Raw genomic sequence first — 12,250 nt, forward strand, 5'->3', positions numbered from 1 at the left:
ATTCAATAGCGTGAAAAGAGTACGAGTAAATTTATTATGTTTGAAATATTTAACAAAATTTTGTATCGAATTACTCATGTGGACTGTATACTTGTAACATTAACGTTTCTGACGAATCGTTGATGTTTTTTATATACATTTTACTTTGGCTATCATTTAGGGATGATTTATTTCAAAATTTTAATAACTCACAAAAATGACCAGTGTAATGGACAGAAATCAGGGGAGCGTTTTCTTATGTATGAGTTATGATGAATATATTAAGGAGGTGTTATTATGAGTTCAAAAAAAGAACGCAAACAAACGTTACTGTTGCTTCTCTCGAAAAAACAAGATTATATGACTGCAGGAGAATTAGCAAGTATGCTAAATGCTTCTCCTAAGACCATTTATCGTTTAATAAAAAAAATTAACGATGAAACCTTCGATGGTTCGCTCATACTATCTGAAAAAGGAAGGGGATACAAGCTAGACTACGAAATATATATGAAACATGATCGATATTCAGTCGGAAAAAAAAGTAATTTTTCACCAAAAGAAAGACGGAGTCGGATTTTGGAGGAGTTGTTGTTATCTTCTCCAAAAGCTAAAAATGTTTATGAACTATTTGAGGAATACTATGTCGGAGATTCAGTGATATTTAATGATGAGCAACTATTAGCCGAAGAATTAAAAAAATATGATTTAACGCTTCAACGTAAAAATCGGGCGTTAGCAATTGTCGGTGATGAAACGGCAATCAGGAAAGCTATATCCGATAGAATACAAATGTTAAATATAATTGATATTGAGGATCTTAGAAACAATAAAGAGCTTAATTTTAATAATTATGATGTGCTGTTTGTTTTAGATCAATTGAAAAGTATCGAAAAGAAGCTTGATATTGTTATTCCAAATCCTTATAACGTAAACATTTTTTCGCATCTTTACATCTTAATCAGTCGTTCGCGAAAAGTGGATCTTTCTAAAAAATATGAATTGTCCAATGAGGAAGAAATTGAGCTAGAGAGAGACTTTACACTCAAAGCGGTTGCACAGGCATCGATTCAAAAGATAGAAGCGTATTTGAATAAAAAACTTTCGAAAGTGGAAGTTTACTATTTGTATCAATACTTAGTTTCTTCAAGAATGCAAGGTTCATTGAGTAAAGCAACAACTTTTTCTCCCAAGGTTATGAAAATCACTCATTTTTATCTGGACGAGATGAGTGCACAATTGAAAATTTTGATCAATAACGACACGATTTTTCTGGAGTTGGCTAATCATATTAAACCTATGCTGAACCGTCTTGAAAATGGGATACGCGTGAAAAATAGTTTGTTGGATCAAATAAAAATGACTTATGAAGTAATTTTTAAGAAAATAACGCAAGTATCTGATGCGGTAAGTAAAAAATATCAATTACCTGCCATAAATGAAGATGAAAATGGGTTTATCACATTATATTTTGCCCGAATCATTGAAACCAATCAGGTTCCTATTCGGACGTTGATTATGTGTACGACTGGAGTTGGGACTTCAGAGCTGTTGAGAGTAAAAGTTGAGAAAAAATTCCCGGAATTAAAAATCGTTGAAGTAGTTGCTACTCGAAATGTAGCAGAATCTTTAAAAAACCATTCCGATATTGAATTGATTCTCACAACCATTCATTTACAAAATAGGATACCCATCCAGTCTTTATTAGTAAGCGCAATGTTTACAATGGATGATCAGCATAGACTTCAAAGAAAGATCGAGGAAATATATCATGAACGCTAGTCCTTTATATCAGATTTTTCTAGATCGAGAGTTAATTTCTAAGCAGCAAGTGTATCAATTTATTGCGGAAACGGCAGTACCTTTATTGACGACGAAAGAAAAAGGGCAGATCGTTGACTCTTTCATTGCTCGTGAAAAGATAGGAAATAACCAGATTGCAGATCAAGTTGTATTGCCACATTTAGAAAATTCATTATTGAAAAAAAGTGAGATATATCTTATTCGATTAAAAGAGGAAATGCAAGAGTGGACGAAAGATATTCAGAATATAAAATTAATTATTGTCATCTTACTAAAAGAAGATGAAACGTTTGAAGAAAAAAAGGAAATCAGCAATTTTACTAGAAAATTGGCAGATGAACAATTCTTAGAAAAGCTGTTGACCCTGAAAACGGAAGCGGATTTTTATAAAGAAATACAAAAAAATGAGGAGGAAAAATGATGAAGATAGTAGGCGTAGCAGCATGTACTGTAGGGATTGCCCACACATATATTGCACAAGAAAAATTGGAGAATGCTGCAAAAAAAGCAGGATATGATATCCATGTGGAAACACAAGGAACCATTGGAATTGAAAATGAATTAACGGATGAACAAATTAAGGAAGCGGATATTGTCATTTTAGCGATTGATGTAAAAATTTCTGGAAGAGAGCGTTTTGACGGAAAAAGAATCATTCAAGTTCCGACAGAGGTCGCTGTAAAATCACCGAATAAACTAATTGAAAAAGCGCAAGAAGTTATTGCAAAAGGCTAAGTAAACTCTTAGGAGGGATTGTAATGGAAGTAAAAGATATGGTTGATTTAAAAACAGTAAAGACAAATATGAATGCAAAAACGAAAGATGAAGCATTGAAAGAATTAGCTAATCTTTTACATGAAAATGGATATATCTCAGAAGTAGATGGTTTTATAAAAGATACCTATGTTAGAGAAGCACAAGGGCAAACTGGTATTGGAAACTATATAGCTATTCCACATGGAAAAAGTCCATATGTAAAAAATATCGGTGTGGCTATTGGTATCAACAATACTGAAATCCCTTGGGAATCTTTAGATGGAAATGGCGTAAAAGGAATCATTCTTTTTGCAGTTGGAAATGATAACGAAGGAGCAACTAAGCACCTTAAACTATTGTCATTATTTGCGAGAAAACTTGGAAATGATGAAGTAGTGGAGGAACTCATTCAATCCGAATCACCAGAAGATGTAGTGAGAGCATTCTCTTAATGAAGACACAAAAAAGATATGCTGTGGATAATTTCAATAGAGGAAATCACAACATGGGTTATTTAAAAAATAGAAAATAAAAGAGCATTGTTTAGGGGGATAAAAATGAAAAAGATAAAAGAGCTGAATCTTAAAGGTCATTTATTAACAGCAATCTCATATTTAATTCCAATTGTCTGTGGAGCTGGATTTTTAATAGCAATTGGCATGGGTTTTGGTGGAACAAGTCAAGGAGCATTGATACCAGGTGAATTTTCAATTTGGGATGCTTTAGCAACTATGGGTGGTGCTGGATTAGGATTACTTCCTGTTGTTATAGCTACTGGGATCTCCTTTTCAATCGCTGGAAAACCCGGAATTGCTCCAGGATTTATTATTGGGTTAACTGCGAATGCAATCGGAGCAGGATTTATCGGTGGCATCTTAGGTGGTTATTTAGCAGGATATCTTGTATTAGCCATTTTAAAATATGTGAAATTACCAAGCTGGGCTAAAGGGTTGATGCCTACATTGATCATACCATTTTTAACTTCAATCATTGGTGGATTGATCATGGTCTATATTATTGGTACACCAATAACGGTATTAACTTCGTTATTAACGAATTTCTTAGACAGCCTTGGCAATTCGTCGTTATTGATTTTTGGCGGTGTAATTGGACTATTAAGTGGTATTGATTATGGTGGACCGATCAATAAAACAGTGTTCGCATTTGTTTTAACGATGCAAGCAGAAGGGTTAAATGGGCCGATTACAGCATTGCAATTAGTAAATACAGCAACACCAATTGGATTTGGACTAGCATTCTTCTTTGCTAAATTATTCAGAAAAAATATTTACACAAAACTAGAAGTCGAAACGTTAAAATCAGCCGTACCAATGGGTGTTATCAATATCGTTGAGGGTGTCATTCCTTTAGTGATGAATGATATTGTTCGAGGAGTCATTGCTACAGCAATTGGTGGCTTTGTTGGTGGAGCAACAACGATGATTTTAGGGGCAGATGCGACAGTGCCGTTTGGTGGGGTATTAATGATCCCGACAATGAGCAAACCAATGGCTGGTATTATCGCAATCGTGGTGAATGCAGTTGTTACTGGTTTAGTTTTAGCCATTATCAAGAAAGATGTATCTGAAAAAGATGCAGAAGCATTAGTAGAAAAAGAAGAAGATGACATTAGTTTAGACGATATCCAAATTTTCTAGAATGAAAAGGATAAATCACAATTGATGAAAGATTGAGAAAGCTTCAAAATAACAAATAGTCAATAGAAAGAGTTGAGAGCTGGAATGAATAAAGTTGAATTTTCTCCATCATTGATGACGATGGATTTGGACAAATTTAAGCAACAAATCACTTTTTTAAATAATCATGTTGATTCGTACCATATAGATATAATGGACGGTCATTATGTGCCGAACATTACGTTATCTCCATGGTTTATTGAGGAGTTAAGAAAAATTTCAGAACTACCAATGTCTGCACATCTAATGGTCGCAGACCCAAGTTTTTGGGTACAACAACTTGTAGATATCAAATGTGAATGGATCTGTATGCATGCAGAAGTTTTAGACGGTTTAGCCTTTCGTTTAATTGATCAGATTCATGATGCAGGCCTTAAAGCAGGGATTGTCATTAACCCTGAAACGTCAATTGAATCAATCTTCCCTTATATTGAATTATTGGATAAAATCACAATCATGACAGTTGATCCGGGCTTTGCTGGTCAACGATTTATTGAAAGTACACTTGATAAAATTGTTGATTTACGTAAGTTGCGTGAAGAAAAAGGTTATCACTATGTAATTGAAATGGATGGATCTTCAAATAGAAAATCATTTAAACAGATTGATGCTGCTGGACCAGATATTTATATTGTCGGAAGAAGTGGATTATTCGGATTGGATGAAGAGATTGAAAAAGCTTGGGAAATCATGAGTACTGATTACGAAGAAATGACTGGAAAGAAAATGCCATAAATATTTTGACGGAGATAACTTCCCGTTTAACTTGTTGGAAACAGAGTATTTGATAAAATTGATGAATTAGGAGTCAATATACTTCGTATTTTCTGTATCTAGACTATTCAATCAGCCAACTCAGGGTATCTTAAATTATTAATGCTTTGTGATGCAATGACATATGTATTACGGACAAAAGATTCAAAAAGTAAAACAGATGACGTTATTGAATTGGGTGAATCGGGCCGATTGAATTTAGATGTAATAACCTGTATAAAAAGACTACAAAATAAATGAGACAGCGTCAAATAAAGTTATTACCTAAGAAAATAGTGAACATGCTTGTCTCAAATTGAGCATACTTTAAAGATTTTAAGTATAAGAAAAAACACTACCAAAAATAACGATGCCTTTTGGTAGTGTTTTTTTAGGTAGATAACGAAGAGCTCTCCATGCTCTTGTTCATTTGTGTTATGGTTACTAACGATGTTCTTTTCGTTGTCTTAAAATCCAAGAGAAAGTAGCAAGGATTACAAGTGAAAGTCCAATAGATAGTAGTATAATACTTTGATTATCCCCTGTTTTAGGAAGAGTTGTCTTTTGATTAGAGTTTATGTTACCTGTAATTCTTTTTTCCATTTCGAATGAACCAGATGTCTCAGTCTTTGTAGGTTTCTTTGATGGGACAGATTGTTTAGCGTAAATAAAGATAATAGATTGCTCTTTATTTGTAAGGATACCTTCAGTAGGCGTAGCATCCTTGACTTCCTTGAAAGAGTACCCTTCAATGGCGATAGGCGTTTCATTAAAAGGATCACCTATGTTACCAGAAATTGTTTTAGATTCTGCAATTTTATTACCATCAGAGTCTTGATAAAAAATGGTCAAGTCTTTCGCTTTGACAATCTTTTTAGTGTAGATAAAGACAATAGACTGTTCTTTATCTGTAAGGATACCTTCAGTAGGCGTAGCATCCTTGACTTCCTTGAAAGAGTATTCTTCAATGGCGATAGGCGCTTCATTAAAAGGATCACCTATGTTACCAGAAATTGTTTTAGGTTCTGAAATCTTATTGCCATCAGAGTCTTGATAAAAGACAGTTAAATTTTTGGCTTTGACTGGTTTTTTAGTGTAGATAAAAGAAATAATTTGCTCAGAAAAAGAAAATGTACCTGTCAGACTGCCATTGTTTTCTTTAAAGTCATATCCTTCTATGAAAAGCTTATATTCATTATTTGAAACATCATATGAATTTCCGATAGTACCAGAAATTCTTTTAGGTAAATTGATTTGATTCCCCTCAGTGTCTCGGTATTCAAGAATTAAGTCCCCGGCTATATCTCGCTTTTTTTGCCATATATATGTGTCTGCATCATTTTTTCCATTATATTTTTCCATGAAACCTAGAGATGTCCAAACATTTTTCCCTGTTGGGATATCGTGGCTCCCATTTCCGATGTTTTGCCAATTTCCAGTATATACATCTGTTTCTTCTAAATCTTCTAAACCTGCATTAGTATTCATAAAAAAATTGGGGGACATTTTAATTTCTTCAAGAAAAAAATTAGATGTAAACATGTCTCGGATTGAGGTATCATCATACTTAGTAGTAAAATTTGAAATATCTAATTTCCGAAGATATGCCATGAAGTAAAACATCGAATCCATATTCTTTACATTAGATGTATCAAAACTAGATACGTCTAATTCTGTAATATTCATGCAAGATTCGAACATATTTGCCATATTGGTAACCTTGGTAGTGTTAAAATTTGATAAATTTAGTTCTAATAAACTTTCATTATATGCGAACATTCCGGACATATTGGTGACATTGGACGTGTTAAAGTTAGAGACATCAATATGATTTATGTTACGACAGCCATAAAACATATCAGACATGTCAATGACTTTTGATGTGTCAAAAGTAGAAATACTTAAATTTTCAAGTGATAGGTTTCCACTAAACATTTCTGACATATTTATTACTTCACTAGTATTGAAATTAGATAGATTTAAATTTTTTAGTTCATGCATGTTATGAAACATTCGATTCATTGTTTGAGTATTAGCAGTATCGAAGCTTGATACATCAAGTGTTTCTAAAGAATGAGTTTCAGAAAACATTTCGGACATATTTGTAACCTGTGCTGTATTGAAATGTTTAATATCTAAATTCTTTAGATACCAAGCATTAAAAAACATATTAGACATATCCGTGACCCTAGAAGTATCAAATGTTGATAAATCTAAGGCTGATATTAAAGAAGTCCATGCAAACATACTTGACATATTTGTAGTTTTAGAAGTATCAATTTTAGAAGTTTCTAAGTCGGCTAAATTTGTCAAATTTGAAAATAATTTTGTACTATTTTCTGGAGTGAAGACTTTTTCCGAAAAAAAGATGTGCCAAATATTTAGTTGATCTAAAGTTCCATTCATCCAAGGAGAGGATTGGTAATCTCCAAGTGTGCCTTCGCTTGTGAAAGTTAATGATTTTGTATCCATGTCAAATTCCCATGTTACATCACCCCAAATACCAGTTGTATTAGATGAAGTTGTAGTTGGCTCGCTATAAACTATCCCGTCAGGCTGTTCCATATTTTCTATTGCCGGTTCTTCTGAAGAAGTATTTTGACTAAACTGTTCTTTACTCTCACTTGTGCTCTCTTTATTAGGTTCAGTAGACATCTGAGATTCTGATACATCTAATGAGTCAACATCAGATGTACTAAGTGTTTGTAAAGGTGTGTTTGAGTCTACTTTAGGGGTTGTTGTTTCCGCAAATACATTTATTTGAGGAAAAACAAGATTAAAAACAAGAATACTACATATAAACAGTCGTAAACCAACTCTCCACTTTCTTATTACTCGTTGTTTCTTCCTATTAAGATACATAATACTATTACCCTCCTAATTATCTAATTTAATTATAATTATTTTCTCATTATAAAAGTGTGTAGTCAAGGAGGAATTCAATAAATAAAATTAAATAGTTTATTTATTTTAATATTATTAACATTTTTTATATAATTACATGCTATGATACTTTCACAATGTGTGACTTCAAGTCGAATTGGTGCGGAAAAGGCGCAGATATTTGGATTTACGAAAACTTGCAATTCTAGTAAAATTTTTATTTCTGCTATTGATTGGTTTGCATCTGAATTTGTTCATGATCAATACTTTTGGACAGAAAAGGAGTTTTGGATCGAGAAAGTATCCACTCTCACGCTTTATTAGCTTATTAAGAGCCTAAAAAATAACTCAAACATTTTTCAGTTTTTTCATGAGAGCGATCCATTTATAAAAAAATTGAATAGTGAGTAATTAGAAGCAACTAATCAAGATATACAAAAACTTTTAGAAGAAGATGCGTTATCTATAATTTTTTACCGTCAAGGCTTTTAGAATCTTACAGATTGGACGGCGACTTTTTACTTAGACACTTTCTACATAGAGAGAAAGCCATATATCAAGACTTTTTATTAACAGATAAAATGAATGAATCTAGAAATGCTAAACGAATGAACATCTGCCAAAATACATTGAAAAGAAAGTATTTTAGCTTTACTTGCGTCCCAACAGCAAACTAGGGCAGATTAACTTGATGGTGTCTATAAAACTGTGGAAGAACGTCATGACAGAAATAAGGATTTGTATAAATAGAACTGATTAAATATATTTAGTAAGAGTAATGAAAAAGTAATCAATATCTTAATGTAAAAAAAGTAGTTCTTCTCAAAGTTGATAGTATTTTTTACTATGTTGACAACGCTTTACTTTCATGTTTTAATAACAAGAGAAATCAAGATTGTTACTGAATTTTCAGGCTATACTTTATTTCATTTTATCAACATTTAATTAGCTAGCTGATCTAATCTCATTGAGGAGATATTATGGAAGTCAAAAAAGTAATCAATAATAATATTGTAAAGTCTCTTAATGCTGACGGTCATGAAGTACTAGTGATGGGCAAAGGGATTGGGTTTAAAAAAAGTGTTGGGGATGCTATCGATGCTAAGCTTATTGAGAAAGTCTATACAAGCAATGCCGATTTAACAACAAATAAGCTAACGCAATTATTGTCAAATGTTCGTTTGGAGCATTTACAAGTTGCAAATGAAATCATTGGTTTTGCTAAAGTCTCTTTAGGTAAAAAGTTGAATGAAAATATCTACCTTACTCTAACCGATCATATTGATTATGCAATTGAACGGCATAACAATGGCTTACCTGTTAGAAATGCACTTCTGTGGGAAATTAAACGGTTTTACAATCATGAATATTTGATTGGAAAAGAAGCCTTGACCATTATTTCCAATCGTTTGCATATTGAACTGCCAGAGGATGAAGCTGGTTTTATCGCACTGCATATTGTGAATGCAGAACTAGATTTATCCCAAGTCAGTCAAGTATCTGAAATGACAAAAGTCATTCAAAAAATCATCAATATTGTTAAATATCACTATAAAACAGATTTGGACGAATATACGTTAAATTATGAACGGTTCATTACTCATTTGAAATTTTTTGTGCAACGATTATTTAGTGGAATTGAGCTAGATAAAGACAAAGATGAAGGCTTCTTGTTTATGCTAAAAGAAAAATATCAAGAAGAATACCTTTGTGCATTGAAGATTCGTGATTATATTGGTAAAGAATTTGGTCGTGATTTAAAAGAAGACGAGATGATTTATCTCACTATCCATATCAGAAGAATAACCAACAATTAAAGGATTGTTACTGCGTAAAAGCAGGCTATACCTAAGAAAAATCTCTTTGAAATAAGAGGTTTCTTAGGTATTTTTTATGTTTAAAATTGAGCTAGGAAAAAAAGAAGTACGGAGGAAATTACATGAATTATCAAGATTTAGCACAAGAAATCATAGAGAATATCGGTGGGGATAAAAATGTGAGCGGATTAACACATTGTGCCACTAGATTGCGTTTTAATCTAAAAGATGAAGGGAAAGCTCAAACGGATGCTATCAAAAATACGGCTGGTGTAATGGGTGTTGTTTCAAAAGGTGGACAATATCAAGTAATTATCGGCAGTGATGTTGGTAGTGTATATAAGGAAATTTTAAAGAAGATACCAGCATTAGATGGCCAACAAATGGAATCAAATGAAGTAGATGACCGAGGTATGGCATCGAAAATTATCGATACGATCACAGGAATTTTTACACCGATTCTGCCAGCAATCACGGCAGCTGGGATGCTTAAAGCTGTTCTTTCGTTATTGGTTGTTTTCAATGCAATCGATAAAACGGGTCAAACCTATATCATTATTGATTTTATGGCAGACTCGGCATTTTATTTCTTACCAATTCTATTAGCGGCGTCGTCAGCACAAAAATTTAAAACCAATATGTATTTAGCAATGATGGTAGGTGGAATTTTACTTCATCCAAACTTTGTCGGAATGGTAAATGCAATCAAAGAAGCTGGTGAAGGCGGAATACATCTTTTTGGTATGCCAATTTCTGCGGTAACGTATGGTTCATCCGTTATTCCGATTATCTTATCTGTTTGGTTTATGTCTTATGTTGAACCGATTGCAGATAAAGTATCACCGAAAGTAATCAAGTTTTTCAGTAAACCTTTGATTACGATTGCTGTTGTCGGAACGATTTCTCTAGTTGTGATTGGTCCAATTGGTTACTTGATCAGTGATGGTATTTCAAATGGTATCAAAGCATTAGAAAACTTTAGTCCTTGGTTAGTACCAACGATTATTGGTGCATTCACGCCATTATTTGTCGCTACTGGCACGCATTATGGTCTTGTTCCGATTGGTATCAATAATCGCATGACAACGGGTTATGATACGGTGATTTATCCAGGGATGTTAGCGTCAAATCTTGGTCAAGGTGCTGCTTCATTAGCAGTTGGACTTAAAAGTAAAGATTCTTCAATCAAACAATTAGCCGCATCTGCTGGATTAACGGGTCTATTCGGTATTACTGAGCCAGCGTTATATGGTGTTAATTTAAGATTTAAAACACCTTTGTATGCGGCAATGATCGGAGGCGGACTTGGTGGTTTGTTTATGGGGATTAGCCGTGTCAAAAACTTTACTGGTGGTTCACCAGGTTTATTGACACTTCCAAGTTATATCGGTGACGATACGTTAAAGCATTTGTATCTGGCTTGTATTGGGGCAGCAATCAGTATCGTGATTTCATTTGTGATTTCATATATTTTATATAAAGAGCCTGTTACAGAGGGGACTCAAAAAGAAACTAAAAGTGATATAGTAGTGAATGATACTGTTTCTGAAGATGTCGTGAATGTTATGACACCAGTCAAAGGCGAAATCGTTCCGTTGTCAGCAGTTGAAGATGGCATGTTCTCAGAAGAAATATTAGGCAAAGGCTTTGCAGTAAAACCTGTGGAAGGGATTGTTTATGCACCTTTTTCTGGAACTGTCACTGCTGTATTTGACTCCAAACATGCTATAGGTTTAACTAGTGAGACTGGTGTAGAATTATTGATCCATATCGGTATCGATACAGTTCAGCTAAATGCAGAGGGCTATCAATACTTTGTCACAAAAGGGCAAAAAATCCAAACAGGTGATAAGTTAATTGAATTTGACTTAGAAAAAATTACAGAAAAAGGCTATAATATTATTACACCTGTTGTTGTAACAAATTCAACAGATTTTGGCGATATTATTACGTTGACTAAATCGTTGTCTGAACCAGGTGAACAAGTAATGAAGGTTATTCGTTAAAAGAAAACCTTTTATACTAATAAATTGGAGGATGATTTGAATGGGATTTAGAAAAGACTTTTTATGGGGCGGCGCAACCGCAGCGAATCAATGTGAAGGGGGCTATAACGAAGGTGGTCGCGGCTTAGCGAACGTAGATTTAGCACCAGTCGGACCAGATCGTTTTCCAGTGATCACTGGCGAGAAAAAAATGTTTCATTTTGATGAAGAACATTTTTATCCAGCACAAAATGCGATCGATATGTACCACCGTTATCAAGAAGATATTGCCTTGTTTGGCGAAATGGGCTTTAAAACCTATCGTTTATCGATTGCGTGGAGTCGTATTTTCCCATTAGGTGATGAAACAGAGCCAAATGAAGAAGGCTTGAAATTCTATGAAGATTTGTTCAAAGAATGCCGCAAACATAACATTGAGCCTCTTGTAACGATCACTCACTTTGATTGTCCAATGCATTTAGTGGAAAAATATGGCGCATGGCGCAGTCGTGAGTTGGTTGGCTTTTACGAGAACCTATGTAACGTGATTTTCAATCGTTATAAAGGCTTGGTTAAATAT

10 protein-coding genes are annotated in these 12,250 nt (G+C 33.7%); 9 read left to right on the forward strand and 1 reads right to left on the reverse strand.

Annotated features, from left to right (window positions below; translation table 11 throughout):
* The first annotated feature begins 276 nt into the window (after window positions 1-276).
* The 6 genes from A5819_RS16570 to alsE all read left to right on the forward strand — a co-directional run bounded on the left by A5819_RS16570 (window position 277) and on the right by alsE (window position 4,967).
* A complete protein-coding gene (locus A5819_RS16570; RefSeq protein ID WP_086281937.1) occupies window positions 277-1,758 on the forward strand; it encodes a PRD domain-containing protein in 1,482 nt (493 codons plus the stop codon).
* Complete coding sequence (locus tag A5819_RS16575) at window positions 1,748-2,200, forward strand: PTS sugar transporter subunit IIA (RefSeq protein WP_086281936.1); 453 nt, start codon at window positions 1,748-1,750, stop codon at window positions 2,198-2,200. Before A5819_RS16570 ends, A5819_RS16575 begins: the two co-directional genes overlap by 11 nt.
* Entirely contained in the window at window positions 2,200-2,514 is a 315-nt protein-coding gene (locus tag A5819_RS16580; RefSeq protein WP_086281935.1) for a PTS fructose transporter subunit IIB, read from the forward strand. The genes A5819_RS16575 and A5819_RS16580 overlap by 1 nt, the downstream gene beginning before the upstream one ends.
* Window positions 2,515-2,537: 23 nt before the next feature.
* Window positions 2,538-2,987 carry a PTS sugar transporter subunit IIA gene (locus tag A5819_RS16585; protein ID WP_086281934.1) on the forward strand — a complete coding sequence of 150 codons (450 nt, stop codon included), beginning with the start codon at window positions 2,538-2,540 and terminating at the stop codon, window positions 2,985-2,987.
* 105 nt (window positions 2,988-3,092) lie between these two features.
* Window positions 3,093-4,193: a PTS fructose transporter subunit IIC gene (locus tag A5819_RS16590; RefSeq protein ID WP_086281933.1), complete on the forward strand. Its 1,101-nt coding sequence runs from the start codon at window positions 3,093-3,095 to the stop codon at window positions 4,191-4,193.
* Window positions 4,194-4,277: 84 nt separating this feature from the next.
* Window positions 4,278-4,967, forward strand: coding sequence for a D-allulose 6-phosphate 3-epimerase (gene alsE / locus A5819_RS16595; RefSeq protein ID WP_086281932.1), 690 nt, complete (start codon window positions 4,278-4,280; stop codon window positions 4,965-4,967).
* 462 nt (window positions 4,968-5,429) lie between these two features.
* Here the strand turns inward: alsE and A5819_RS16600 are convergent, their stop codons facing one another.
* Window positions 5,430-7,847, reverse strand: a complete 2,418-nt coding sequence (locus A5819_RS16600; protein WP_086281931.1) for a BspA family leucine-rich repeat surface protein — start codon at window positions 7,845-7,847, stop codon at window positions 5,430-5,432.
* A 1,001-nt stretch (window positions 7,848-8,848) separates the two neighbouring features.
* On the opposite strand from A5819_RS16600, the gene licT reads away from it, so the two are divergent.
* The 3 genes from licT to A5819_RS19355 all read left to right on the forward strand — a co-directional run.
* Complete coding sequence (gene licT, locus A5819_RS16605; protein WP_086281930.1) at window positions 8,849-9,685, forward strand: BglG family transcription antiterminator LicT; 837 nt, start codon at window positions 8,849-8,851, stop codon at window positions 9,683-9,685.
* Window positions 9,686-9,807: 122 nt separating this feature from the next.
* Complete coding sequence (locus tag A5819_RS16610; RefSeq protein WP_086281929.1) at window positions 9,808-11,691, forward strand: beta-glucoside-specific PTS transporter subunit IIABC; 1,884 nt, start codon at window positions 9,808-9,810, stop codon at window positions 11,689-11,691.
* Window positions 11,692-11,731: 40 nt separating this feature from the next.
* Window positions 11,732-12,250 (forward strand): family 1 glycosylhydrolase (locus A5819_RS19355; RefSeq protein WP_176271482.1); only part of this gene is annotated, 519 nt, incomplete at its 3' end.

This window comes from Enterococcus sp. 7E2_DIV0204 (assembly GCF_002140855.1).
GTDB classification, from domain to species: domain Bacteria; phylum Bacillota; class Bacilli; order Lactobacillales; family Enterococcaceae; genus Enterococcus_L; species Enterococcus_L lemimoniae.